Origin of the sequence: Iodobacter arcticus, from assembly GCF_042664895.1 — a bacterium.
Lineage (GTDB): Bacteria > Pseudomonadota > Gammaproteobacteria > Burkholderiales > Chitinibacteraceae > Iodobacter > Iodobacter arcticus.
Genome location: NZ_JBHTBQ010000033.1, coordinates 411,873 through 438,386, shown reverse-complemented (window position 1 = coordinate 438,386; position 26,514 = coordinate 411,873). Strand labels below are relative to the sequence as shown.

20 protein-coding genes are annotated in these 26,514 nt (G+C 46.9%); 12 read left to right on the top strand and 8 right to left on the bottom strand.

All coding sequences use genetic code 11. The features are described from left to right. Positions 1 to 54 precede the first annotated feature (54 nt). From ACFQNF_RS15945 to ACFQNF_RS15935, 3 genes are all read left to right on the top strand, one after another. Positions 55 to 2,154 carry a 3-hydroxybutyrate oligomer hydrolase family protein gene (locus ACFQNF_RS15945; protein ID WP_380188915.1) on the top strand — a complete coding sequence of 700 codons (2,100 nt, stop codon included), beginning with the start codon at positions 55 to 57 and terminating at the stop codon, positions 2,152 to 2,154. Between the two features lie 150 nt (positions 2,155 to 2,304). After that, positions 2,305 to 3,084 (top strand): 3-hydroxybutyrate dehydrogenase, encoded by a 780-nt coding sequence (locus ACFQNF_RS15940; RefSeq protein WP_380188914.1) that lies wholly within the window; start codon positions 2,305 to 2,307, stop codon positions 3,082 to 3,084. A gap of 48 nt (positions 3,085 to 3,132) precedes the next feature. Next, complete coding sequence (locus ACFQNF_RS15935) at positions 3,133 to 4,092, top strand: alpha/beta hydrolase (RefSeq protein WP_380188913.1); 960 nt, start codon at positions 3,133 to 3,135, stop codon at positions 4,090 to 4,092. A gap of 209 nt (positions 4,093 to 4,301) precedes the next feature. On the opposite strand, the gene glsA is transcribed toward ACFQNF_RS15935, so the two are convergent. The 3 genes from glsA to cysS form a co-directional block, all read right to left on the bottom strand. Continuing rightward, the gene (gene glsA / locus ACFQNF_RS15930; protein ID WP_380188912.1) at positions 4,302 to 5,315 is read right to left on the bottom strand and encodes a glutaminase A; all 1,014 of its coding nucleotides are present in this window, start codon (positions 5,313 to 5,315) and stop codon (positions 4,302 to 4,304) included. A gap of 763 nt (positions 5,316 to 6,078) precedes the next feature. Next, positions 6,079 to 6,567 carry a DUF2726 domain-containing protein gene (locus ACFQNF_RS15925; protein WP_380188911.1) on the bottom strand — a complete coding sequence of 163 codons (489 nt, stop codon included), beginning with the start codon at positions 6,565 to 6,567 and terminating at the stop codon, positions 6,079 to 6,081. A 270-nt stretch (positions 6,568 to 6,837) separates the two neighbouring features. Continuing rightward, positions 6,838 to 8,223 (bottom strand): cysteine--tRNA ligase, encoded by a 1,386-nt coding sequence (gene cysS / locus ACFQNF_RS15920; RefSeq protein ID WP_380188909.1) that lies wholly within the window; start codon positions 8,221 to 8,223, stop codon positions 6,838 to 6,840. A gap of 310 nt (positions 8,224 to 8,533) precedes the next feature. On the opposite strand from cysS, the gene ACFQNF_RS15915 reads away from it, so the two are divergent. Next, a complete protein-coding gene (locus tag ACFQNF_RS15915) occupies positions 8,534 to 8,758 on the top strand; it encodes a hypothetical protein (protein WP_380188908.1) in 225 nt (74 codons plus the stop codon). Between the two features lie 96 nt (positions 8,759 to 8,854). Here ACFQNF_RS15915 and clsB read toward each other — a convergent pair whose 3' ends face one another. Both clsB and ACFQNF_RS15905 read right to left on the bottom strand, forming a co-directional pair. After that, positions 8,855 to 10,012 carry a cardiolipin synthase ClsB gene (gene clsB / locus ACFQNF_RS15910; RefSeq protein ID WP_380188907.1) on the bottom strand — a complete coding sequence of 386 codons (1,158 nt, stop codon included), beginning with the start codon at positions 10,010 to 10,012 and terminating at the stop codon, positions 8,855 to 8,857. Between the two features lie 176 nt (positions 10,013 to 10,188). Then, positions 10,189 to 10,938, bottom strand: coding sequence for an endonuclease/exonuclease/phosphatase family protein (locus ACFQNF_RS15905; protein WP_380188962.1), 750 nt, complete (start codon positions 10,936 to 10,938; stop codon positions 10,189 to 10,191). A 620-nt stretch (positions 10,939 to 11,558) separates the two neighbouring features. On the opposite strand from ACFQNF_RS15905, the gene ACFQNF_RS15900 reads away from it, so the two are divergent. The 3 genes from ACFQNF_RS15900 to ACFQNF_RS15890 all read left to right on the top strand — a co-directional run bounded on the left by ACFQNF_RS15900 (position 11,559) and on the right by ACFQNF_RS15890 (position 14,989). Further along, positions 11,559 to 12,140 carry a hypothetical protein gene (locus tag ACFQNF_RS15900; RefSeq protein ID WP_380188906.1) on the top strand — a complete coding sequence of 194 codons (582 nt, stop codon included), beginning with the start codon at positions 11,559 to 11,561 and terminating at the stop codon, positions 12,138 to 12,140. Between the two features lie 484 nt (positions 12,141 to 12,624). Then, the gene (locus tag ACFQNF_RS15895; RefSeq protein ID WP_380188905.1) at positions 12,625 to 13,713 is read left to right on the top strand and encodes a glycerol dehydrogenase; all 1,089 of its coding nucleotides are present in this window, start codon (positions 12,625 to 12,627) and stop codon (positions 13,711 to 13,713) included. A 526-nt stretch (positions 13,714 to 14,239) separates the two neighbouring features. Further along, positions 14,240 to 14,989 (top strand): substrate-binding periplasmic protein, encoded by a 750-nt coding sequence (locus ACFQNF_RS15890; protein WP_380188904.1) that lies wholly within the window; start codon positions 14,240 to 14,242, stop codon positions 14,987 to 14,989. A 34-nt stretch (positions 14,990 to 15,023) separates the two neighbouring features. Here the strand turns inward: ACFQNF_RS15890 and ACFQNF_RS15885 are convergent, their stop codons facing one another. After that, a complete protein-coding gene (locus ACFQNF_RS15885) occupies positions 15,024 to 16,421 on the bottom strand; it encodes a pyridoxal phosphate-dependent decarboxylase family protein (protein WP_380188903.1) in 1,398 nt (465 codons plus the stop codon). A gap of 7 nt (positions 16,422 to 16,428) precedes the next feature. Continuing rightward, positions 16,429 to 17,226 (bottom strand): 2OG-Fe(II) oxygenase, encoded by a 798-nt coding sequence (locus tag ACFQNF_RS15880; protein WP_380188902.1) that lies wholly within the window; start codon positions 17,224 to 17,226, stop codon positions 16,429 to 16,431. Between the two features lie 436 nt (positions 17,227 to 17,662). On the opposite strand from ACFQNF_RS15880, the gene ACFQNF_RS15875 reads away from it, so the two are divergent. Then, the gene (locus ACFQNF_RS15875) at positions 17,663 to 19,129 is read left to right on the top strand and encodes an alanine/glycine:cation symporter family protein (RefSeq protein ID WP_380188901.1); all 1,467 of its coding nucleotides are present in this window, start codon (positions 17,663 to 17,665) and stop codon (positions 19,127 to 19,129) included. Positions 19,130 to 19,210: 81 nt separating this feature from the next. Here ACFQNF_RS15875 and ACFQNF_RS15870 read toward each other — a convergent pair whose 3' ends face one another. Then, positions 19,211 to 20,350: a pyridoxal-phosphate-dependent aminotransferase family protein gene (locus ACFQNF_RS15870; RefSeq protein WP_380188900.1), complete on the bottom strand. Its 1,140-nt coding sequence runs from the start codon at positions 20,348 to 20,350 to the stop codon at positions 19,211 to 19,213. Between the two features lie 363 nt (positions 20,351 to 20,713). Here ACFQNF_RS15870 and ACFQNF_RS15865 point away from each other — a divergent pair, with 363 nt between their 5' ends. The 4 genes from ACFQNF_RS15865 (at position 20,714) to ACFQNF_RS15850 (ending at position 26,443) form a co-directional block, all read left to right on the top strand. Then, on the top strand, positions 20,714 to 21,529 hold the full coding sequence (locus ACFQNF_RS15865) for an arylamine N-acetyltransferase family protein (RefSeq protein ID WP_380188899.1): 816 nt from the start codon (positions 20,714 to 20,716) through the stop codon (positions 21,527 to 21,529). A gap of 490 nt (positions 21,530 to 22,019) precedes the next feature. Further along, a complete protein-coding gene (locus ACFQNF_RS15860) occupies positions 22,020 to 23,204 on the top strand; it encodes a cation:proton antiporter (RefSeq protein WP_380188898.1) in 1,185 nt (394 codons plus the stop codon). A gap of 5 nt (positions 23,205 to 23,209) precedes the next feature. After that, positions 23,210 to 24,349, top strand: coding sequence for a YbdK family carboxylate-amine ligase (locus ACFQNF_RS15855; RefSeq protein WP_380188897.1), 1,140 nt, complete (start codon positions 23,210 to 23,212; stop codon positions 24,347 to 24,349). 873 nt (positions 24,350 to 25,222) lie between these two features. Then, positions 25,223 to 26,443, top strand: coding sequence for a hypothetical protein (locus ACFQNF_RS15850; protein ID WP_380188896.1), 1,221 nt, complete (start codon positions 25,223 to 25,225; stop codon positions 26,441 to 26,443). Positions 26,444 to 26,514 lie beyond the last annotated feature (71 nt).

Sequence of the window (26,514 nt, the reverse complement as noted above, 5' to 3'; positions counted from 1 at the left end):
TCACCCGCTCGACGTCCCCCCAAACCACGCCATTCATTGGCAAAGAGGTAGGAAATGCGATTACTCCTGACCGGCATGGTCGTTTTATTATCGGCCTGCAATAGCAATGATATTTTTGATAGCAATACCCGCCCCGCTTGGCTAGGCAAGGTTAGCCAGAACAATCTGGATGGCGTGAGCAATGATTTACTCACCGCAGGCTTAGGAAAAAGCGGTCTGGCCCTTGCCCTGCCTGCCCACGCCGACCCAGCCAAGCCAACACCGGCCGAGCTGCGCCGTGCGGCTATTTATAATAATTACCGTGCCCTTGTTGATATCAGCAGTAGCGGCGGTTACGGCAGGCTGTACGGCCCCAACATTGACATCAGCGGCAACGACACGCTGGGCGAAGGAAAAATTGCGGGGGAAGAATACCTCGCCTACGCGGATGACGGCACGGGCAGGCAAAATGTTACGCTGATGGTGCAAATCCCCGCCAACTTCAATCAAAGCAAGCCTTGCGTGGTGACAGCCACCTCATCCGGATCGCGCGGGATTTATGGTGCGGTGTCTGCGGCGGGCGAATGGGGGCTGAAACACGGCTGCGCGGTGGCTTATACCGACAAAGGCACCGGCATAGGCCTTCATGATTTAAGCAGCGATACGGTTAATTTAATCGACGGCACGCGCGCTAATCGCAGCTTTGGCGGGGGCAATTTTGATGCGGGCTTATCGAGTAGCGAGCTGGCCGATTTTAATGCGCAATTCCCTAACCGCATCGCATCCAAACACGCCCACTCGCAGCAAAATCCTGAAAAAGACTGGGGCAGAGACACTTTACGTGCGGTGGAATTTGCTTTCTGGCTGCTGAACGAAAAATACGCCAGCACTCAAGTGGGCATCCGTAAGGCAGATTACGCCACCCCTGCCACCGTAACCGTCATTGCTGCAAGCGCATCCAACGGCGGCGGGGCTGCATTAGCCGCCGCCGAGCAAGATAGCAGAGGACTGATCGATGGCGTAGCCGTCAGCGAGCCACAGGTGCAGCCCGCCTCAGTCGCTGGCTTAAGCATCCTGCAAGGTGGCAATCGAATGCCCGCCATCGGCTCGCCGCTGATTAATTACTTCACCCTTGCTAATCTTTACCAGCCCTGCGCGGTGCAGTCCGCCCGTTTAAGCGGAGCCAACTCAGCTTTTGGCACAGTGGTTTCTCCGCTACTTGGCAGCGCACGTTGCGCATCGCTGGCAGCAAAAGGCTTTTTAAATGGTAGTACGCTGGAGGCGCAAGCCAACGAAGCCTATAACAAGTTAATTTCTGCAGGCTGGCTAGTTGAAAGCGATGCTTTACACGCCAGCCAATACGGATTAAGTGCCACGCCGGGTCTGGCACTTGCTTACGTCAACGCCTATGGCCGCTTTTCAGTCAAAGACAATATCTGCGGCTATAGCTACGCCTACACCAATACCACAGGCGATGTCATGGCACCGATCAGCAATAATCTGGCAGGTATTTTTGGCACTGGCAACGGCGTACCACCTCCTGCGGGTATCTCCATCATCAATAATTTATCCCCAGGTGGGGCTAAAGCCGATGCCATGTCGCTTTCGGCATCAAGCAATACCGCTGATTACAATCTGGATGGCGCAATCTGCCTGCGCAAGCTCGCCACGGGCGTCAACCCGCTTACGGGTGCAGCGCTTTCCGGCAATGAAAAATTACAAGCCGATCGCGTGGCCATCGGCATCAAAGAAGCGCAGCGTAATGCGCGACTCAATGGCAAACCCACCATTATTGTAGCGGGGCGCGCTGATGCCTTAATCCCCGTAAACCACGCAGCCCGCGCCTATTACGCGCTCAACCAAGCACAAGAAGGAAGTGGCTCTAAGCTGCGCTATATCGAAGTGACTAACGGCCAGCACTTTGATGCTTTCCTTGCGCTGAGCGGATTTCCAACGCGCTTTATACCACTGCATGTTTACGCTGGCCGCGCGCTGGATGCCATGTGGGCGCACCTTAATAACGGTACGGCACTGCCCGATAGCCAAGTGGTACGCACCACACCACGCACATCCGCTACAGATAATTTAAACGCCAGCGCCTTACCTGCTTTTGCAGCAGTGCCCACTAGCGATGCGATTCGCTTTAGTAATGCCACACTTGCTATCCCGCAGTAACCCTCCGCGTTCGAGGCGGCACGTCGTAGGCTGGGTGAAACTCGCCAATTAAATTCGAGAAAAACGGCGGGTTTCACCCGCCCTACGATAATTCAATGTTTGCAGTTGCGGGGCAAGGCAATCGCCCCCAAACCACACAAGGAAAAGGCGATGATTAAAAACTTATCAGGGAAAAGCGCAGTAATTACCGGCTCCACCAGCGGCATTGGGCTAGGCATTGCCCGCGCGCTCTCTGATGCGGGCGCAAATGTGGTACTGAACGGCTTTGGCGATGTTTTAGCGGCAAGGCAGCTAGTTGAGCGAGCGGGAGGCAAGGTGGCTTACCACGGTGCAGATTTAACCCAGCCAGAGCAAATTAGCGATTTAATGCGCTACGCAGAAAAAGAATTTGGCAGCATTGATATTCTAGTCAATAACGCAGGCATTCAGCATTTAGCGCCCATAGAGGATTTCTCGGTGGAGCGCTGGAACAGTATTCTTGCGCTTAATTTATCCGCAGGATTTCACACCACCCGCCTTGCTGTGCCCGCCATGAAAAAGAAAAACTGGGGCCGCATTATTAATATTGTTTCCGTGCATGGCTTAGTGGCATCCACAAATAAATCGGCGTATGTGGCGGCCAAACACGGCATGATAGGGCTAACCAAGGGCGTGGCTTTAGAGCTGGCCCAAACCGGCATCACCTGCAATGCCATTTGCCCCGGCTGGGTACTCACCCCCCTAGTAGAGCAACAAATTGCTAATAAAGCACAGCAACAAGGCATCAGCCTTGCCGAAGCCCAATCTCAGCTTTTACTAGAAAAACAACCCTCGGGCATCTTTGTCACGCCAGAGCAAATTGGCGCATTACTGCTGTTTTTATGCAGCGATGCCGCGCAAGAAGTACGCGGAGCCGCATGGAATATTGACGGCGGCTGGATTGCACAATAAGAAACCCACAGCATCCCCTATTCAGCTTTAATTTCACAGGAATCAGCAATGCGACAACTCAGCCCTAAAATCAGCCCTTGGCTTACTGGTTTTAATCAGCAGGTAGAAATCATGCAGGCCAATGGTTACAAGCCCACTTGCACCAATATTCGCGAGGGGCTGGCTTATTTAACGGCAGTGTTTGTAACAGATATCCCCACAATGCCCTGGGTGCAGGATGATTTGGTGCCCTCTTCCCACTATAAAGTGCCGGTAAGGATTTATCACCCCCAGCCAGCCAAAGCCCTGCCTGTTTTGGTTTACTTTCATGGTGGCGGGCATATGGCTGGCAGCATCACCGTTTATGATGCCATTTGCCGCAAGATCGCCGCTGCCGCACAACATATCGTGGTATCTGTAGATTACCGGCTGGCCCCCGAATGCCCCTACCCTGCGGGAGCAGAAGACGCTTACCACGTAGTAAAAAACATCTGGTCTGTTTTAGATCAGCGTCAATTGCAATACCAGCCGCAGCTTTCTATTGGGGGTGATTCAGCAGGTGGTGCACTTTCAGCCACCGTGGCCAGCATCGCGCAATTTGAACCTACTTTGGATATCCATGCTCAGGTATTGGTTTATCCCAGCTTGGATTACACACTGAGCGCCCCATCGCTAAACGAAAATGGCACCGGCTATTTATTAAGCAAAGAAAAAGTGACTTGGTACTTTAATAACTACTTTCAGCATAATGAAGACCGAAAAGCAGCCTCGCCACTCTTTGCAGAATTCAGCGACAAACTCCCCCCGACCCTTGTGATTAGCGCAGAATTCTGCCCACTCAGAGACGAAGGCATTGCCTATTTAGCAAGGCTAAAAAAAGCAGGCGTGGCATCAGATCATTTACACTTTGCTGATTTACCCCATGCTTTTTTAAACTTGGAAAATCTGATCAAAGAAGAATGCCAGCATGCTTATCAAAGCATTGGGGCATGGTTGAATTTAAGAAAAAACAAAGCAGAAAGTAAATAACGGAAACCACGCAGAAAAACCCAAATCTTGAACCACACAGATCACAGAGACCACGGAGAAAAGCGAAGATTTATAAACTCTGTACTCTGCTCAGGCATTGCGTTATTCCTAAGGCAGGCAAGACCCGCCTAGTTTAATGCCCATAAAATTGAATAAAATTGGCCCAGCATTTAGCTGGGCCAATTCATACTTTTAAAACGTTTTACTGATTACTTCAAAGGCTGCGGTGCTAAAGGATTACCACCCAAGGCATTTGAGATATCTGCAATGGCTTTTTGAGCGCGAACGCTATTGCCTGCACCATCCAAAGGAGGCGAAATCACAGCAATGCCGAATTTACCCGGTGAAACCGCGATAATCCCGCCGCCTACGCCGCTCTTAGCAGGCAGGCCCGTTTTGTACAGCCATTTGCCTGAATCATCGTAAAGGCCAGCAGTTGCCATGACGGCCAGCACTTCTGGCACATTTTCTACTTTGATGGCTTGCTTGCCCGTTACTGGATTCTTGCCGCCATTAGCCAACGTTGCGGCCATCATCGCCAGATCCTTGGTATTCACGCCTACCGAGCATTGACGGGTATAGATATCTGTTGCGCGATCCGGATCAGCTTTAATCTTACCGTAAGCATACATCAACCGGCCAATCGCCTGATTGCGCTGATTGCTGGCGGCTTCAGATTGATATACCTCATCTAGTACAGTAAGGTGACGGCCCGCGAAATCATTGTAGTAACCCAGAATCTTGCTCCAGATTTCATCGTAATTTGCACCCTTCACCATGCTGGTAGCCGTAATCGCACCGGGGTTTACCATTGCATTCATTTCTGCGCCGCGATTTTGCTCAATCGCTACAATGGAGTTAAACGCCTGGCCGGTTGCATCTACACCCTGATTATTCAGGATAGCGTCAGTACCAGATTCATCAATCACCTTAGCCATCGTAAAAACTTTGGAGATAGACTGAATCGAAACTTCCGTCGTGACATCCCCCTTGGTGTAAACCTTGCCATCTGCAGTGACCAGTACAATCCCGAATACTTTTGGATCAACTTTAGCCAGCGCAGGGATGTAATCGGCATTTTTGCCTTCTTGCAAACCTTTGTAATTATCGTAAGCAGCCGTCAGTGCTGCTTCTACTTCGCTTTTTTTGAATAAGTCTTTTGCTTGTGCGGCACCACTTAAAGCCAGTACCAATACAACAGCTAACATGCTGCGTTGTTTCATTGTAAAGCTCCTCGTTAACGCGCCTTTAGTCGGAACGCGCTAGACGAAAATATACCAAATAAAAACAGAGGAGAAGCGGTACAAAGTCAGTTGCATAATCCCCGTAAGAAAGGCATGTAAGATGCAATGACGGCATAATTTCAAACATCAATTAACACAAAAATTTACCTTTTGTTGTACGCATTAATACCTAAAAACCCAGCCTAATGATGGAGAAAAACGGACTAGCCCGATTTAAACCCATAAAAAAAGGCTCTGTCTGCGTTAACAGTTGAAAACTGAAATCAAGGTTTTTTATTAGCAAACAGCGAGGTATGCAATAAACGTGATCTTTGCACGGGGCTTTAGGGTCCCCTTGAAGCACGCCGAAGCGAGGAACAAGCGGGGCGGGGTTTCTTTGATCCTGTTTGAGCGAGCGAAGCGAGTGAGTCCCGCAGCCGCCGGCTCGATTGTCCGCAGTGAGGGGATTTCGTGCTGGTCGGGGCGGCCTTCTTTGGCTTCGTTTCTTGGCCGTTCAAGAAAGGAAGGCCCCCCCGCGGTGGCTACCGCTCCAAAACCCATGTGCCGTAGGCACTAAAAAAGTCTTTTTGTTTTTTTGCTTAGTGGCGATGCCGCTTCAAGGTAAAAGCGGTGCGCAAGAAAAACGACTTGCACACCCTATAAAAGCATAAGTATCCACTCAACTATGTTTCAACATTTAATGCAGACAGAGCTTAAAAAAAGCACTCGCATGGAGTGCTATTTACTAAGGCCATATTTACAACTAGGCGTCTATCGTGATCACCGGCCTAAGCGCTGCTCTGATTTCCGCTTCATCCGGCATAGCCTTGGCCTGCCAGCGGATCACACGAATCCCGGCCGAGCTTAAAGCCTTATCTTTTTTAGCATCGTTCAACAGGTGATCCGGCCGCTGATGCGTGGCATCCTCCAGCTCGATCACCGCCACAATGCTGGAATCTTTATTACACACTACAAAATCGGCGCTCATACGATTAATCCGATTGAACCAGGAACGATCGTTATTGCCCTTTTTTAACCCCAATAAGCAAGAAAGCGGCACCTGCGCCAGCACAATATATCCAGGCATGGCTTGCAGTAAACGAAAATAAAGCTGCTGCTCTGCTGTAGTCAGCGGGTTTTTAGCATAAAACGGCCAAACCCCATCCTCTGCAGCGCCCTGCGTTTTTGCTTTAAGGATGGAAATAAACATCAACACCGCCGCAATCAGCAACAAGAGCAAAATAAATTTCATTTTATTTCCATAAAAAAGAGGGCATTAAAGCAAAAATAGCTGGGCAAAGTGCTTTTGTAGGACAGGGACAAGCCGCCGTTCTTGCAGCTTCAGACATAAGCCCCCCCCCGAAATGAGCAAGCAAGAAAAGCAATCATTCCCGAGTGTTTTTGTCGGGAATCCAGCCGCACTGCTGGATTCCCACCTACGCGGGAATGACGAAATATCGGGGAGTTAATATCAACAAAATTCTTCGCTGATTATTGGCGGGTTTCACCCGCCCTACAAACCCTAGCCACGACGCCAAGTTGTACCCTGCGCGCTGTCTTCTAGCACAATACCAGCGGCGATCAGCTCGTCACGGATGCGATCAGATTCGGCAAAGTTTTTAGCTACGCGGGCGGCTTTACGGCCTGCAATCAAAGCTTCAATCGCTGCCGCACTATATTCACCCTCTACCTCTCCGATACTGGCTTGTAAGTAAGCTTGCGGCTCACGCTGCAAGAGGCCCAAGATTGCGCCCAAGGCTTTTAACTGCCCAGCCAGCTCGCCTGATTGCTGTTTATTGACTTCCAGCGCCAGCTCAAATAACACTGCCACGGCTTCAACGGTATTGAAGTCGTCATCCATTGCGGCTTTAAAGCGCAGAGCGTAGCTGCTGCTCCAGTCAATTTCTGACTCGATAGCAGGCACATTTTTCAGCGTGGTGTAAAAACGGCTTAATGCACCTTTCGCATCATCCAGATGGGCGTCGCTGTAGTTCAGCTGGCTGCGGTAATGCGCGCGCAAGATAAAGAAGCGCACGACTTCGGCATCGTATTTTTCCAGCACTTCGCGGATGGTGAAGAAATTGCCCAAACTCTTGGACATTTTCTCGTTATCAACACGAATAAAACCGTTATGCATCCAGTAATTCACATAAGCATGGCCATGTGCACCTTCGGATTGGGCGATTTCATTCTCGTGATGCGGAAACTGCAAGTCTGAGCCGCCAGCATGAATATCAAAATGGCTGCCCAGATGATAGCAACTCATGGCCGAGCATTCGATATGCCAGCCCGGCCGCCCGGTCCCCCATGGGGACGCCCATTTGGCATCTTGCGGCTCGTCAGCTTTAGCGGCTTTCCAGAGCACAAAATCCAGCGGATCTTGTTTATTTACATCCACATCCACCCGCTCACCTGCGCGCAAATCATCCAGCGATTTGCCGGATAATTTGCCGTAGCCTTCAAATTTACGCACGGCGTAATACACGTCACCATTAGGTGCAGGGTAAGCCAAGCCATTTTCAATGAGCTTGGCGATTAAATCGTGCATGCCTTGTACGTGCTCGGTAGCGCGTGGCTCGTGATCCGGGCGAATCACGCCAAGTGCATCGAAATCTTCATTCATGGCGGTAATAAAGCGACCGGTTAATGCATTGATGGTTTCGCCGTTTTCTAAAGCGCGTTTAATGATTTTGTCGTCAATATCGGTGATATTGCGTACATGGGTGAGCTGATAGCCGGAAGCCCGCAACCAACGTGACACCATATCAAACACCACCACCATGCGGGCGTGCCCCAGATGACAGTAGTCGTACACGGTCATGCCGCAGACATACATATTCACCTTGCCGTCGGTAATCGGCTGAAAACGCTGTTTTTCGCGGGCCAGTGTGTTGTAGATATTTAACATGGGTGCTTTCATCGACGTAAAAGAATGATTCTACCAAAGCTGTCAATAGTGCGCTCCATAAGCGGGCGCTAAGAGGTAAAAAGGCGCTAGATAAATCAGAGCATCCATAAGCTCTGCTTGCGACGCTCTGCCGTCTGAAGCGGCTTCATCGCCGATATTCTTCTCACCGATGCAAGCGAATGCGTTTAAAAAACGCCTGACTCATTACGTGCCACAAGGTTTAAAACAACAAAATCCACTTACCCCCATTGACAGAAAATCGTGTGCGCAATATAAGAGTCTTTCTAAATACGACAATGGAATGCGCCGCATGCATAAGAAAAACATTGCAATGATCGCCCTCAGCTTACTCGCCAACGCATGCAGCACCATTCCTGCGGACAATAAGCAATATGCAGAGATGGAAGAAAAAGAATATGTAACCGGCAGCAATATCCCGCGCAAAGATCGTGGCGGCAGCACAGTTAAAGTGTATGACAAAGAGTTGCTACGTGAGCTACAAGACCGCCCTGCTATTTCGCCGAATACCAATTAATACTTGGCAGCCGTTATAAGCAAGACTTGCGTATTGCGACAGCCGATGGCAACTGTGTCGTAATACGCTTGAAAAACACGATACTCCGCATCATGGTTACTCCAAATAGCGTCGCCCACCGTAGCCGCTAATCCCCATCATCAATCGAACTACCGCGTGGCAAAGCCAGGGTAGTACGCGGTAAACCCAGCGATCACGCTCAACATCACTTTCTTTGATTTGGGTGGCGTCATGTTCCAGAGCGCGTTTTAAATCCGCGCGCAACTCGCCGGCAAATTGTTTTTCGCGCACAAACACATTGGCTTCACGCGCCAGCAGTAGGCTAAGGGGATCAATATTGCTCGAGCCTACCGTCGCCCATATGCCGTCAATCACGGCGACTTTGGCGTGCATAAAACCTTCTTGATACTCGTAAATTTCGATACCTGCACTTAAAAACTGATGATAAAACCCACGGCTGGCGTAATGCAGTAAGGCTTGATCCACTCGACCTTGCACCAGCAATACCACACTCACCCCGCGCCTAGCAGCATGAATCAGGGCCTGGCGTAAGCGATAACCAGGTAAAAAATAAGCATTGGCTAGAATGATTTCATTTTTGGCGTGCCATATCGCCTGCAAGTATTCACGCTCGATATCCCGTCGATGACGCAAATTATCCCGATAAACGAAGCGCCCGCGTACACGTCCTGCAACGCTGAGGGAAGGCTTGAGCAAACTTTTTTTCGCCCAGTTCTTTTTAAGCTGCACCCATGCGGTATGCCGCCACAAGTGATCCGCTGATTCATGCAGCTGAGCCACCAGCGGGCCAACCATACGCACTGCATAATCATAACGCGGTGCGCACCCTGGCTGCTTGGGCTCAAAATCTGACAAAATATTAATACCACCAATAAACCCAACACTGCCATCGATCACAGCCAGCTTACGGTGCAAGCGGCGCAAGCGCTGCCTATCTAGCGACAATACTTTCACTTCCGGCCTAAAAAACAACAAGCGCACACCCGCTTCAGCCAGTCTCTTACGCCAAAGCACGGGTAAGTTTCTAGCACCAAAACCATCAAGTTGCAAATTAACCCGCACATCACGTAAAGCGGCCGCCATTAAGGCCTGCATCACCGCGATACCAATTTCATCCGCTTCAAATAAATAACTTTCTAAAAAAATTTCCTGCTGCGCTAAGTCAATCGCATCAATCAATGCCGGAAAATAATCCTGCCCATTAAAAAGTAATTTAAAACGATTTCCCGCCACATACATAAGCCAGCCTCATCTGCCATTGACACAATGTTTACGTTTAAATGATTTGATAAAGCGTGTGCCTACCCTACACGTGTTTTATTCGCGTTTTTCAAGGCGGCAATAAAAATGACACGAAAGTCACTCTGACCAAGGCAAGTACTCACAGCTCAGCACATAGGCTTAACAACTTACGCCAGCCCTTCATTGCGGTGTAAAACTGCATACAGCGGAGCATGATCCGATAAGCGCGACCAAGGCATACCCCCCAATACATTCGCCACTTGCACAGAAAAACCCCGCAGATACACCCGATCTAAAGACAAAATAGGCAATTGCACAGGAAAGCTTTTAGCAGATGCACCATGTAAAGTATTAAACGCCTCGATCAAGCCCAGCTCACGCGCAAACTGCATCGTAGCTTCGCCACGCCAATCATTAAAATCACCCGCAAGCACGAGGGGCGCGTCTTCAGGCACATCATTTAATACCCGCTCAATCAGCATTTTCACCTGCTTACGCCTATCCATTGCGCGTAAGTTTAGGTGCACACACAATGCATGCAATGGTTGCTGCCAACCTGGCACGGCCAGCTCACAATGCAAAACCCCGCGCTGCTCAAAACGATGCAGAGTTAAATCATGATTATGCCAACGCACAATAGGAAAACGCGATAGCAAGGCATTACCATGATGGCCCAGTTTATAGCGCGCATTTAAGCCATAAGCGGTGTGGAAATCCCCAGCCAGAAACTCATGCTGTGGGCTACTTGGCCACGTTGCAAAGCGCTGCCCACGCTGGCTATGCGCGCCTTGCACTTCTTGCAAAAAAATTAAATCAGGTGCAAGCGCCTGCAAAGCCTCGCGCACATCATGCACCACCAAGCGCTGATTAAAGAGCGACAATCCCTTGTGAATGTTGTAAGTTGCAACCTTTATCAAAGTATTATTAATCAATTTGTTACCGTCAAAATATAGAGACCAAAATACATAAAAAACATTCGATATCCGGATAATCAATCAAAGCCTTATCTCCGCATTTCGGATGATTTTCACTCTTTTTTATTAACTCCTCAGTGATTCTACGGATTTACGGCCCAACATGTCGGACTGTATTCACGTTTTGTGGCGCAAGTCTGCTCAAGGCCAAGCAACACAAAACCACAAGTGGACTTACCCTAAACACACAGCCATTAGCGTATTCATCTGCACGCATTTATAGCCCCCTCCTTTGACGATCAAAGTTACGTACACCACTGCCCCACCCCTTGATTTGAAGCGCCGCACTTTAGTTTTCACCAAATTGTATGCGCACGGCAAAGCCCAATAAGTCAATAAATTACAAAATACCAACACCATAATTTCACTTACAGACAGAATTTAGTTACACTCGTATTTTAGAATTTAATAATTAAAGGAGGTTAAAGAAGCAAACACTTCATTTTGGAATTCCCCGCTTAATGCAAACAATTCAAATATAAAACGCAGGGGTGCACTAATTCGCTGCGAGTGCATAAGCATGGCGATAATCAGGTTTAATTTCTAATTAAATAGAGAAAAAAATGGAAAAATATGTAGACAGCGTGCATGCATTGGCACGATCGAACAGTACTCCGGGCAATACTGATTTAAACGCCCAATCGACAGATGACATGGAAATTCCTGAAGATGGAGAAATCCCTCAGGAAATGTTGGATCTTGTTGAAGCCGGTTATCTTATTATTGACCAAGATAGAAATGTTTCAATTACACAAAAATACAGAGACCACGTACTAGCCAGCCCCCCTACTGATTCTCTAGGGGAAGAAAAAACGGTTACTTTTGTTGGCGAAAACACAATCGTCTTTTCAGAAAGCGCCATTTCACAGGCCGCTGGTAACGTAAATAAAATCACTTGGCATTGGTGGGGACATCAACTTTACCTCAATGCTGCCTCTGTTAACCTCTTAAATAGCTTCATAAATAACAGTAGTGTTGGAATGATGAGTGATTTTATCGGTAATTTCATTCCAAATATTTTAGCTTATCCTATAGCCCTATATATTTTGTACCATCAAGTTGCTCTTAATACGGCAAATATGAATAAAAAGGGGGTCATACTTAAATACATATGGGGAGTCCCTGCAGGTTTTAGATCGCAATAATTGATGTAAATGGAGGGGGTAACCCCAATCCTATCAACTTAAGTGGCATTCGTAGGTTGGGTTAGCGGGCTTTATCGCGCAACCCAACATTCTGTTTACGCTTAAATGTTGGGTTACGCTGGTTTATCTGCCCTTAAAATAGGCGAATAAACCAGCTAACCCGATCTACAAAAAGACCAACTCCTATTGTATTTGCTTAAGCTGATAGGCCCTCAAAGATGGCGAGAAAATCCTACTTAATACTTAATAATGACCCGATTTTGTGGAGTGATTACTGAAAAATACTTAGTTTGGCTAATTTGATTAAATTACAAACAAGCAAAATATGCCATAAGAATATTTATTCGTCCAAGAAGCTAAATTAATATTAATTATTTATTGATACTCATCAATTAGCAAATAATCACCTTCAAAGCTAGATAAATATTTTGAACTAATTGCAGGCATTTAAGACCAATAAGCATTAGATGGTAGGGAGAAACACATGGAAAAAATAATTTCAAGCCCTGGTAAATATATCCAAGGTAAAGGGGCACTATCTTCTTTAGCAAAATACAGCCAACAATTGGGAGATAAAGCACTGATTATTAGTGGGAGTACGGTGCAGCAAATTGCAAGCCACATTATTACCAAAAGCTTTGAAGAGGCTCACGCTGCATTTCATATGGAAACATTTGAGGGCGAGTGTTGTCGTAAAGAAATTGATCGCTTAGTGGCTATATGTAAAGCACAAGGCATTAAAGTAGTTATTGGCGTAGGTGGTGGCAAAACACTCGATACAGCCAAAGCCGTGGCGCATTTCTATCAAGTCCCTGTGGTGATTGTTCCCAGTATTGCCTCTACCGATGCCCCCACCAGTGCGCTATCGGTTATATATACCGTAGAAGGGCAATTTGAATCTTATTTAATGTTACCTAAAAACCCAGAAGTGGTATTAATAGATAGCGCAATTGTAGCCCAAGCTCCTGCGCGATTGCTGGTTTCTGGAATGGGCGACGCATTAGCCACTTATTTTGAAGCACGTGCCAATGTGCGCTCTGGCCGCCCAACAATGGCAGGTGGTATGCCTACACAAGCGGCCTTAGCTTTAGCTGAGCTTTGTTATAAAACACTGTTGAAGGATGGCTTAAAAGCCAAATTAACGGTTGAGAATAAAGTTCTAACCCCTGCGGTAGAAAATATTATTGAAGCCAATACCTATTTAAGCGGGGTTGGCTTTGAAAGCGGCGGATTAGCGGCCGCGCATGCCGTGCATAACGGGCTGACCTTGCTCAGCGAATGCCATCATTTATTTCACGGCGAGAAAGTAGCGTTTGGTACGCTCGTGCAATTGACCCTAGAAAACGCGCCATTAGAAGAAATCAATCAAGTATTGGACTTCTGCCGCAGCGTTGGCCTACCGACTTGCCTTGCCGATATAGGCGCAGCCGATGTCAGCAACGAGGCCCTTATGGCCGTCGCAAAAGCCGCTTGTGCTAAAGGCGAAACTATACATAATATGCCGTTTGAGGTGGATGCCGATGCAGTGTATGCGGCAATTTTGGTGGCGAATCAATTAGGTAAGCGCCATTAAGCTCAATTATTAAATGCTTAAAATAAAAGATGATGAAAATCATCTTTTATTTATACTTACCATCACTAGTCCCGCATGCAACGCAGTAGGAATCAAATATTAGGTTTTTTTACTTCTCCCTAATCCATCTAATTACATTTAATAAAAATTATTTACCCCCCTCTTTTACGCTTTACTTTTTAGTGAGTATTTTTAGTATTAAAAGTTAAAGGTGGATAAGTACCTTATTTTACGCCTTTGCTATGATTTTCTCGGCCAATTCCATTCTGTTTGGCGCTTAAACAACCTTTTTATAGTTAAAAATTCCTGACTATGCCTCTTGCTCAATCATCTCTGTGTAAATCGATTTCTTGAGAGTGGTGCTCGATTTTTGAATTTGTAGGGCGGGTGAAACCCGCCGTTTTTCATATTTCATTGCAAAGCTCGGCGGGTTTCACCCGCCCTACGATATTTATAATGAGTTTGAACAAGAGGCATAATCAGGTAAAAATTACTGCTATATTGTTTTAAAAAGAAGGGGCTAGCTGTGCATAATTTTATCGCCTTTTTGCTACTTATACTCTCTAGCATCAGCGCGCAATCGGCTGAGCTGCGTGTTCGGATTGCCAGTGGTGAGTTCCAACCCTATCTATCAAAATCCCTACAAAACGAAGGGTTTATTAGCAAAATAATCAGAGCGGCTTTTAAACAAGAAAACGTGATGGTTTCTATTGCTTATTACCCATGGAAAAGATCATACAATATGGTAAAAAAAGGTGAAGCAGACCTCACACCTTATTGGGTTAAAACACCGGAGCGCGAGCAGCTATTTATTTTAAGCGACCCGATTGACGTTGTGCAGTATGGCTTTTTCCACTTAAAAGAAAATAAAATTACACAACTGGATTTTAGTCACTTAAATAAATATAAAGTGGGTGTGAGCTTGGGCTATAGCTATGGTCTTGCCTTTGATACGGCAAGAAAAAAACAACAATTTATATGTGATGAAGCGCCAAGCGATGAGATCAACATCAGAAAATTAATCGCAAAGCGTATTGATTTATTTACCGCAGATAAAACCCTAGGTAAATATATTATCTCTACAACGCTTCCCCCCAAAGAGGCAGAAAAAATTACTTTCTTTCCAAAAAATTTCGCAGAAGAGCCCGTTTACTTATTGATTTCTAAAAAAACACCGAATGGTGCAAAAATTGCCGATATTTTCAATAAAGGTCTTAAAAAAATCAAACAAAATGGCGAATATCACCGCATTATGCAAGAAGCAAAAAAACAATAAAAAGGCTTTGTTCTAGGCAAAGCCTCTTTCCTATTTACACTAAATATTTTGCTAGGCTTTGAACCAACTGCCAAGCCTCTAATACATGCTGCTGGTTCACCTCCGTTTGGCCAATCACCATCCTGAGGGCCAATTGGTGGTTGATTTTGGTATGCGTCATAAACACTTTGCCGCTGGCATTGATACGGCGCAGCAGCTCCAGATTGATCTCGTCACTGGCTTTTAAACGAAAGCAGAGCAGATTAAAGTGCCGCTGGGCAACAACTTCAAAACGTGGGTCTTCCCTTACCCAGCGCTCTAGCTCGGCGCTTAAATCAAGATGATGAGTAATCAAATCCCTTAAACCATTTGTGCCATACCAACGCATCACAAACCAAAGCTTCAATGCCCTGAATCGCCGCCCAAGTCCCACGCCCCAATTCATAAAATTAGTTTGATCGGTACTATTAGGGGATTTTAAATATTCAGGAATCAGGCCCAGCGTAAATGTTTTGAGCAGACTTTCTTTATCGCGAATAAAAAACGCCGAGCAATCAAAATTGCATAGCAGCCATTTATGCGGATTCACCACCATGCTATCGGCCTCGGTATACCCTGCCGCCAATTGCCGCACCTCAGGCAACATCAGCGCCGATCCGGCGTAGGCGGCGTCGATATGAAACCAAATCTGCCGCGCTTTGGCGATTTTGGCCATCGCTGCCAAGTCATCAACGGCAGTGCTGCCTGTCGTACCCAATGCACCCACCATAAAGAATGGCGTAAAGCCTTGCTCGATATCCTCTGCAATGGCTTTTTGCAAGAGATCAATCCGTATCGACTGATGCTCATCGACAGGGATTTTTCTTAGGTTTTGCTGCCCTATACCTGCAATCTTGATTGCTTTTTCAATTGAGGTATGCGCCTCGGATGAGCAATAGGCGCTTAATTTATGCCCAGCCACGCCCGTTTGATTAATTTCAAACTGCGTCGCTTTCTCTCTGGCCACCAAAAGCGCAATCAGGGTAGAGCTGGATGCAGAATCCTGAATCACTCCTGAAAACGCCTCAGGCAAGCCCCATAAATCGCGCAGCCACTCCATCATTCTGATTTCTAACTCTGTAGCGGCAGGTGATGTTAGCCAGCTCATGCATTGCACGCCAAGGCTGGCCACTAGCATTTCGGCTAGTACCGAAGGCGGGCTGGTATTGGAAGGGAAATACCCAAGAAACTGCGGATGCTGCCAATGGCTAATACCCGGCACAATAATCTTTTTGAAATCGGCAAAAATTTCAGAGAAATGCTCTGCATCTTTGGGCGCAAAATCAGGTATTTGCTGCAAAATATCACCGCCTTTTAATGCGGCAATTACTGGATAATCAGCGACATTCTGCTGATAATCATTCATCCATTCGCTGACCTCGGCCAAGGCCCGTTCAAAGTCTTGCTGCATCATATCGCCCCTAATTCCAAAGCAAGAGTGGTTTTTCCAGCTGATAGCCCATAAACATTTGCGTGGTAATTCTGTCTTCCCCCAAAAACGCGCAAATTGCATGCGGTTTACGGCAGTTAAAAATCACCAGATCCCCTTGTTTGGGTTTTATTTTGATAGGAGCAGGTAATACTGCCCGCCATTGCTCCGGGGCCTGAGTAAAAGGCGTAAGAGCAGGGATATCCCATATTTCTAGTTCCCCGCCCACATCCGGCACTTTTAAATAAATATTGGCGGCAAGCTGGGCATCTAATTCGGCATATTTAGGTGGCAATGCATCAAAGTGTGGCTCTAAAGCGCTTAAATAAGATTGCTCCGCCTTGCTAATTCTCACAATACCCGCCAGCATTTTCTTATTCTGAAAATGGGCAACCGTAGCGCCGGGAATAAATAATTCATCTAATTCCAGACGCAATTTATCAATGGGTGATAAAAAGTGTTCGCAATACGCACGCAAGCGCTCAATTTGTACGCTGGCTTCGCGGTAGTATTCATTTATTTTTTCAGGATTAGCCACATTGTAAGTACTATTAAAAGGAATACCAATACGATCCACACCAAAATACTTTTGCAGTAGCGCGTCATCCTCAACCACTTCGTGGGTATAGGGATCGATATCTTGGCTGCGTAATATATTATTACTTAATAAATCGCATAAATGCGCGGGATAATAGGATTCTATTACCACGGCAGCAATCTCATCATGAATAAGATCACTGATTAAATCAGATGATAATTTTTTAATGACTCTAACTATCCTTTGACCCATAAGACAATACTCCCATGCTTTAAAATATTAAATCGATCTAATAATATTTTTGTTTGAGAGGATGAGTGATATTTGTTACTTTTAGGTATTTCATGCAAACAAAAGCCAGATGAAGAAAATAAACATACCCATATCACCCTACCCTTCCCTGCTTCGGGCCGAATCAACTCCCACCCAGTTTTGTAAGACTACCATGCTAATTTTCAAATAAAAATAAGAACTATTACTATTTAAGCGTAAATTTATGACAAAAAAACACCCAGCTAGTAAAAATTAGTACCTTTCATGCCAGCTGTATTCTTTGCATGCCATTGACATAACCCTTCCGCATGCCTGACTACCTAGGGGAAGGCCCCAGTAATCAAAATGTCACATTGTGCTTAACAATGTTTCTCCCTTTGACATATTTCGCATTCCAAGTGCGTCAGGAGAACACATGCAAGAATGGGTTAATGCGATTAATAGCTGGGTCTGGAGCCCTGCCCTTATTTACTTATGCCTAGGTGTAGGACTGTATTTTTCGATCCGCACCCGCTTTATGCAAATTCGCCATATCCGTGAAATGATTCGCCTGATGTTCAATGGCAAGGCGTCTGCTGCGGGTGTTTCATCGTTTCAAGCACTGTCTTTATCGCTTTCTGGACGTGTGGGCACAGGTAATATTGCCGGGGTTGCCACTGCCATTTCTTTTGGCGGGCCGGGCGCTATTTTCTGGATGTGGGTCGTGGCTTTCTTAGGTGCAAGCACCGCTTACGTCGAATCGGTACTTGGGCAAATTTATCACGAAAAACACGAAGGCCAGTACAGAGGCGGCCCCGCTTTTTACATTGAAAAAGGCTTGGGCTGGAAATGGTATTCCATATTGTTTGCCTGTGTCACCGTGGTTGCGTGTGGGGTACTGATGCCAGGCGTGCAAGCCAATGGGATTGCTGCGGGCTTAAAAACTGCGTTTGGCTTTAGCCCAGAAGTCACGGGTGCGATCGTGGTGCTGTTACTTGGGATGATTATTTTTGGCGGGGTAAAACGCATTGCCAATGTGGCGCAAGTGGTAGTGCCCTTTATGGCGCTAGGTTATATTTTGATTGCCTTTGTGGTGATTCTGCTCAATATCCAGCAGCTGCCCGAAGTATTTATGCTGATTATTCGTTCCGCCTTTGGTACTGAAGCGGGTATGGGTGCCATGCTGGGCTTAGCGATTCAATGGGGTGTAAAACGCGGCATTTATTCAAATGAAGCAGGCCAAGGCACAGGGCCGCATGCAGCCGCTGCGGCCGAAGTCAAACATCCAGCCCAACAAGGCCTAGTGCAAGCATTTTCGGTGTATATCGACACACTCTTTGTATGCTCTGCCACCGCCTTTATGATTTTAATTACCGGCAAATACAATGTGGTGGCCCCCGATGGACAGGCTATTTTCACAGGTTTAGCAGGCATGACTGCGGGGAGTGATTTTACTCAGGCAGCGGTAGAGCAAGCCCTGCCCGGCTTTGGCTCGATATTTGTTGGCATCGCCCTCTTCTTTTTCGCCTTCACCACAATTTTGGCTTATTACTATATTGCCGAAACCAATATCGCCTTTTTAGCCCGCAAAATTCCTTCTGCCGGACTATTTTTTGTTTTAAAACTAGCCATTCTCGCCGTGTCGTTCTACGGCTGTATTCGCACAGCAGAGCTGGCTTGGGGATTGGGGGATATGGGCGTTGGGCTGATGGCCTGGCTTAATATCATCGCCATTTTAGCTCTGCAAAAACCAGCATTGGCAACGCTAAAAGATTACGAACAACAGCTCAGCCTTAAGCAAGATCCGGTATTCAACCCTAAGGCCTTGGGGCTGAATGTAGCCAAACATTGGCATGCTAAGCATTTAGAATCTGAAGCAGTGCCAGAAGCACCAAAAGCTTAGTCATAAACAATGCCGACCCTATGCATAGGGCCGGCATTGTTTTTTATAGCCGGGGTAAAACCCACCCACATCATTCAATCCTTAGCGCAGCACCGTCGTCAAAGCATGCACACACAGGGCAATATTTTCGCGCCGTGCGCCGTAGCCCATCAGGCCGACTCGCCATGCTTTACCCGCCAGCACGCCTAGGCCTGCACCAATTTCAAGGTTGTAATCTTCCAGCAGCACCTTACGCACCGCTGCATCGTCAACCCCTGCGGGAATGCGCACGGTATTGAGCTGAGGCAGGCGGTAGGCGGCATCCACGACAAACTCCAAGCCCAAAGACTCCAGACCATAGCGCAGTAACTGATGCATATCACGGTGGCGCTGCCATGCTTTTTCTAAGCCTTCATTCGCCAGCAAGCGCAAAGACTCATGCAGGGCATACAGCGTATTCACAGGCGCGGTGTGGTGATAGCTGCGCTTTGCGCCGCCTGAGGCATCGCCCCAATAGCCCATCACCAAGCTTTGATCTAAAAACCAGCTTTGCACCGGCGTTTTGCGCGCCTTTAATTTAGCCACGGCCGCATCAGAGAAAGACAATGGCGAGAGGCCCGGTACGCAGGATAAGCATTTCTGGCTACCCGAATACACCGCATCAATACCCCAATCGTCCACACGCAGCTCAACGCCGCCGAGGGAAGTCACCGCGTCCACGATCGTTAGGCAGTCGTATTTTTTAGCCAGCGCACAGAGGGTTTTGGCATCAGACAAAGCGCCTGTAGAGGTTTCTGCATGCACAAAGGCAAGAAACTTGGCTTCCGGATGCGCTTTAAGTGCATCCTCGACCTGATTTGGATTAACCGGCTCGCCCCAAGCGTTGTCCACCAGCACGGCAATCGCGCCTAGGCGCTCGACATTTTGGCGCATACGCTCACCAAATACGCCGTTGCGGCAAACGATAACGGTTTCACCCGGCTCAACCAGATTCACAAAACACGCTTCCATTCCTGCTGAGCCAGGCGCTGAAACCGCCATGGTGACTGAGTTATTGGTCTGAAACGCGTATTGCAGCAGCGTTTTAATCTCGTCCATCATGCCCACAAACAGCGGGTCTAAATGGCCCACCGTCGGCTTAGACAGCGCTGCCAGCACAGAAGGATAAATATCGGATGGCCCTGGCCCCATCAAAATACGATGAGGTGGGAAGAAAGGCATAATCATCGGTGGCGTAAGCATTGAAATCTCCGGCTGAAGGTGGGTAGTGACATTATCAGACTTTTTAGCCCGTCTTACGGCAGCGGAAAACACTTATGTTGCTGCAGTGCAAAAAACCCCCTATTTCACCCCCTTATTAAGTTAAGTTTTAAGCAGAATGTCATCCGGCGGGCGTACACTTACACTGTATTTACTGATATTGCCTCTTGTACAAGCACATTATAAATATCCTAGGAAAAGGGCTTACCCGCGTACTTTTTAGCATTGCTCACCCTACACATTCAAAAGCCAAACGCGGCCCTCAAGAAACCCATCGACATAGACGTCATTCAGCAAAAGGCATAGCTGCATTTTTTAATAGAGAATCAATCTAAGGATAAGCAGATGCTAAGCGATAAAGAAATCGAGCAATATCTGGGACGAATCAATTATTCCGGCAGCATTGCCGTAGATCTAGCTACGCTCACCACCCTGCATCAAGCCCATATGCGGCATATTCCTTTTGAAAATTTAGATATTCACTTAAATATCCCCATTGATTTAAGCCTTCCTGCCCTATTTACTAAGGTCATCTTAAAAAGACGGGGTGGGTTTTGTTATGAACTAAATTATTTATTCTTTGCGCTACTTTCATCCATTGGCTTTAGCACTCAACTTATCTCTGCTCAAGTATTCAATGGCAAAAGCTATGGGCCAGAGTTCGATCATTTATTGCTGCTTGTTACCCTAAATGATCAACAATTTATTGCTGATGTCGGCTTTGGTGATTCATTTCAAACACCCTTAGCCTTCCATAGCCTAAAAAATGAAAATACCAGCTACCAAATTATGCAAAGCGATGATTTTTATACTGTGATGCAAAAAAAGAGCAATCAAGAATATAAGCCACAATATCAATTCACTCTAAATGCTTATGAAATTAGTGATTTTGCAGAAATGTGCGTTTACCAGCAAACATCTCCTGCTTCTCATTTCACACAGAAATCGGTTTGCTCAATCGCAACGCTGGAGGGACGCAATACCATCTCAAATGGCTGTGTGATTCAAACAAAAAATGGCCGCCGCACAATTCACCATATCAATAACAACGCAGAATACCGCCAACTTTTGCAGCAGTATTTTCAAATTTCACTTCCGGAAAACGCCCGTATTGCGGCACTCTTTCCTGAAAAAAAGGCCATTAGCCAAGTCAACCCCTAGGGTCTGTTATCGTTTGATTCACAATTGCAGCCAACACCGCCGTGAATCAAGCGCCAACACCCCCAATCTTTGATGCGATATAGCCCCCTCAGCCATATTGCACAGCTCAAAATACTCCTGCACGCGATCAGCCCCATTTCACAAACAAGCAGCAAGCCTATTTTCAAATTAAAAAACATGACTTTTTACCCTTATAAAACAGGCCCCAAAAGGGGAGCAGCATCTATCCACCCCGGATTGATTGATGTAGATTAGAAGCCCAGTCTGACAACAAACAAAGAATTAACTGACAACAATACAATTTAACGCACCAACCTTCCACGACTAGCCAGCCATTTCTCCCGTGGCCCACTTGAGCGGTCTTCAACGCACGCTGAAAAATTTTCCCGATCAGCTCACATCTTCACTTTACGGTTACTAAACATCGAATGCCGCCTGATCGTAAAGATCTTTTCTTTACGTCGTCTTTCGGCAAAAACAGGACCTATCTATGTTTGATCTAACGGTAATTTCATCTGAGCTCGCATGGCCGATCAGCTTACTCATTGCTTGGTTTGCAGGCGAATATGGCTATCGCTGGGCAAAAATACCCCGCATCAGCAGCTACGCCATTGTGGGGTTCTTACTCGCCTCATCACAAGCGGGCCTGCTACCCATCGGGCAATCCACCAGCGTGCTCTTGCTGAGCAATGTAGCGTTTGGTTTGATTTTATTTGAAGCAGGGTATCGGATTAATTTGCGCTGGCTTAGCCACAACCCATGGATAGGCGTCACTTGCCTGACCGAGGCCACCCTCACTTTTGCTGCGGTTTATGCGATATCTCGTGGCTTTGGCGTGGCATCAACCAACGCCCTACTGCTGGCATCGCTCTCTATGGCGACTTCTCCTGCGGCCATTGTGCGGGTGATTAACGAGCAGCGTAGCGCCGGGCAAGTCAGCGAGCGCTTATTGCACCTTTCTGCCCTTAATTGTGTGCTAGCGGTATTTGTTTTTAAGATTGTTGTTGGGCTGCTGGTGTTTGAAACCACAGGTAGCCTCTGGCACGCCGCATCCAGCAGCTTGCTGGTTTTAGCTGCATCAGCTTTGTTAGGGGGATGCTTAGGGCTGATTATGCCCATCCTGCTGCGGGGCATTAAATGCCGAAATCAAGACAACACCCTGGCTTTTGTGATTGCCCTTGTACTGCTGGTCGCGCTCAGCGAAAGCCTGAAGCTTTCTGCCGTACTGGCCACCCTGACCTTTGGCTTGATGGTGCGCCATCGCCGCCTAGAATTTCACCCTTTGCAACGCGGTTTTGGGGCATTAGGTGATTTGCTTTCTGTACTGCTATTTGTCTTTATTGCCTCTACCTTGCAATGGCAACATGTCATCTCGGGCATGGGCTTAGGCTTGGCCATCATTGCCACTCGTATGCTGACTAAGGTGTGCGGCATCAGCATCTTTGCGCGTATTAGCGGGATTACTTGGCGCAAAGGCATGCTGCTAGGCGTCGCCATGACGCCCATGTCGGCCTTTGTGATTCTGATGCTGGAGCAAACCCGACACCTTGGCATTCATCTGGCCGATCAGTTGATTCCACTCGCCTCTGCGGCACTGATTTTAGAAGTCTTCGGCCCCATCATCACCAAGCAGGCCTTGATCTGGTCGCATGAAGTCCCTAAAAACAAGGAATAATCGCCATGCCACTCGAAGCCTTTAGTACCTCGCAATCGCTCAGCCTTGGGGTTGAGCTTGAATTACAACTGGTCAGCCTCAGTGATTTTGATTTAACCGCCTCCAGCCCAGATTTACTGGAGCTATTAAGTCGCCAGCCTTTTCCCGGCAATGTCACGCCAGAAATCACAGAAAGCATGATCGAGATTTCCACCGATATTCAAACAGAATACCCAAAGCTGCTCTTACAGCTGCAAAATATGCGCGATGCACTGGTGAAAGCAGGCGATAAGCTCAATATCGGTGTATGCGGCGGGGGTACACACCCTTTTCAGCTTTGGTCTGATCGGCGCATATTCAACAAACCTCGCTTTAATGAAGTTTCTGAGCTTTATGGCTACCTAACTAAGCAATTCACTATTTTTGGACAACATGTGCATGTGGGCTGCACCAGCGGCGACGAGGCGATGTTTCTGCTGCATGCGCTCAACCGCTATGTACCCCATTTTATTGCCTTATCGGCCTCCTCGCCATTTGTGCAGGGCAACGACACGCTCTTTCACTCGGCACGGCTTAATTCTGTATTTGCTTTTCCTTTAAGTGGCCGTGCGCCATTCTTGCTGCGCTGGGAAGACTTCGAGCAAAAATATTTTGCAAAAATGGAGTTAACCGGTGTGATCAAAAGCATGAAAGATTTTTACTGGGATATTCGTCCCAAACCAGAATTTGGCACGATAGAACTACGCGTTTGCGATACGCCGCTTTCCGTAGAACGGGCAGCCGCCCTAGCGTGTTACTTACAAGCACTTTGCCGCTATTTGCTTGAGCAATACGAAGCGCCGCCGGAGGAAGACGATTACCTTGTTTACAATTACAACCGCTTTCAGGCCTGCCGCTTTGGCCTAGATGGCACGATGGTTCACCCTAAAACCTACCAGCAAAGTAGCTTACGGGAAGATATCCGCAACACATTAAATCGCATCCAGCCCCATGCCGCCGCATTAAACAGCACACCTGCTTTAGAGCATATTCATCAATTAATCATCAAGGGAGATGACGCCAGCTTTCTGCGCAATGAGTATGAAAAACACAACAATGTAGCAGGTATGGTCAATACATCGATACAGCGGTTTCGCTATGGCAGCGGCGCTTTTCCAAACAAATAAGCCGCCAGCCACGGGCACGGCACACCGCACACTGTGTGCCTAAAGCATGCTTCACTTCAGCGATCTAAAATCTGTTGATGTTTCATTCACAATTGCGCTGAGCCGGAAAACGACTAGGAACAAGGCATGCGACGAAGGCAATAACTGGTTATTTCCGAGCAGCATAACGCAGTGAATGGTCGTTTTCCGGCTCAGGCCCGGTCCTAGCGAGAAAAAGCCCTCGCACGCAGAGGGTTGGCTACATTTTTGGGGACGAACAAAGATAAAAGATACTCATGGTGCTCGTACCATGTCGCGCCTTTTGCCTTGTTCGGCCCCAAAACTACAACCAACCCAGCCGTGAATGAAACGTCAACAGACCCTAGCGCTCGATATTTTTGTAAAAAACACCTTTACCGCACGCGGCTAATCACGCCAATAAAAACGGGATAAAAAACAAATACCCTACTAAAGGGACTCTGAACAAATCACGATCAAAATAGTTGCTAATTAATAACCTAAGAGCTTAGGCATAAGCCGTACTTACTATTTCCCTAAATTCCTGCCAAATAAATACTGAAAGACACCGCAAGCATGTCGTCAACATAAAAATCAATCGATTACTTACCCAAAAGCCTCGTGAAATATTGGCATGAAAGGTGGCGAAAATGGGTGAAATTAAAACACGAAACAGTACAAAAAGACATGCCATTTAAATAAAAAACAATACGTAAAACAATGTATATACGCAAAAAATAAAACCACAAAGGCGCTATATATCTTTTGAGACATGTTCTTGTATTATGACAGCCGTGATTTATTTCCATCACATTACAATTCGTGATTATTACTCTGCCTGCATCACTACTTACAAAGGTGGAGTGTTATTTTTAAATGCTGAACATGATACTTGGCATTAATTTAAGATTGAAAGGTTATATTTTGAATAAAAAATTTTTTGCAATAACTAGCTTCTCTTTATGCTTTGGATTAACCGCCTGTGGTGGAGGGGGCGGTGATAATACACCTAGCTCATCCCCCACAACGCCGTCGGTGACAACATCACCTCCAGCAGTAATTACACCAGCCACACCTACAGTAAACACAACTGCACTTCCTCCCAAAGAAGTGCTAAGTAGCACCGTCCAACGCTTACAAGAAGGGGATATGTACAGCCTGCATGTGGAAACCACGCAAGGCACCTTAGGCGAAATCAGCACACTCCAAACTCAAATGAGCGCCCAAGGCGTCATCACAGACGATCATAAACCGAACCGCCTCTCATCTATTTCACCCGTCTTTCTGCACCAAGTGCTGTCTGCCCACCCTAATTACGTGGCAGATTTTCTTGATCACATGTTGGGAGGAGGAGCACTGGATTATCTAGATGATGCAATGCTGACCAATCGATTTAATCAATGGGGTAAACCTAACTGGTTAACACATAATTCAGATAAAGATCGGGCGGCTTATCACTTCCGTCTTGAAGAAATCGATTTAAATCAAGCATTAATGAAAAACAACTTGGTCTTTAGCACTGGTGAAGCTAAAAACGGTCTGTTGCCTATCAGCCATGCCAAGCTCAGCGATAGTTTAGGCGATGCTAAATTCCCATCTGGTTCGGTCGGCTTACGTACCCGTATCTTATTGCCCGCCAATAAATTGCTACAGGTGGACAACCTAGCGGTCAAGGAAGGGAGCGAGGATATGCACTGCATCTATCCTAATGCGATGGCAAAAGAAGGCGTAGCACTAAAACTGGGGCGCAACACGGTTGAAGCATTCAGCGTAGACAATGCGTGTAAGAATACGGGTACAAAGCTGGCAAGTGGCACTTTCAAAAGTGTTGAGCAGACAAGTTCACTAGGAATTACTACAAAAACTTATCTATTTAATTTCAGCGCAGCCGGGGAAGTAGAGCGCCAACTGTTAAGCCCTACTTATCAAAAAGCCAATGCACGGCTAGCCCTCCGCGTTTCAAATTTTATAGCGCACGACCAGATTATCTCGCTTTACTTCGATAAGGAAACCGAGATTATTGATCCACAATTGCACTTCAACAAAACAGCAATCGATGCATTGAAGCAACAATTGGGATGTACTCAATGCAAGTGATAACAGGCAACAAGTAGCCTAATAGAGGGGAGTAAAGGCAATTTATAGCCTTGCTCCCCCTTATTTTGATG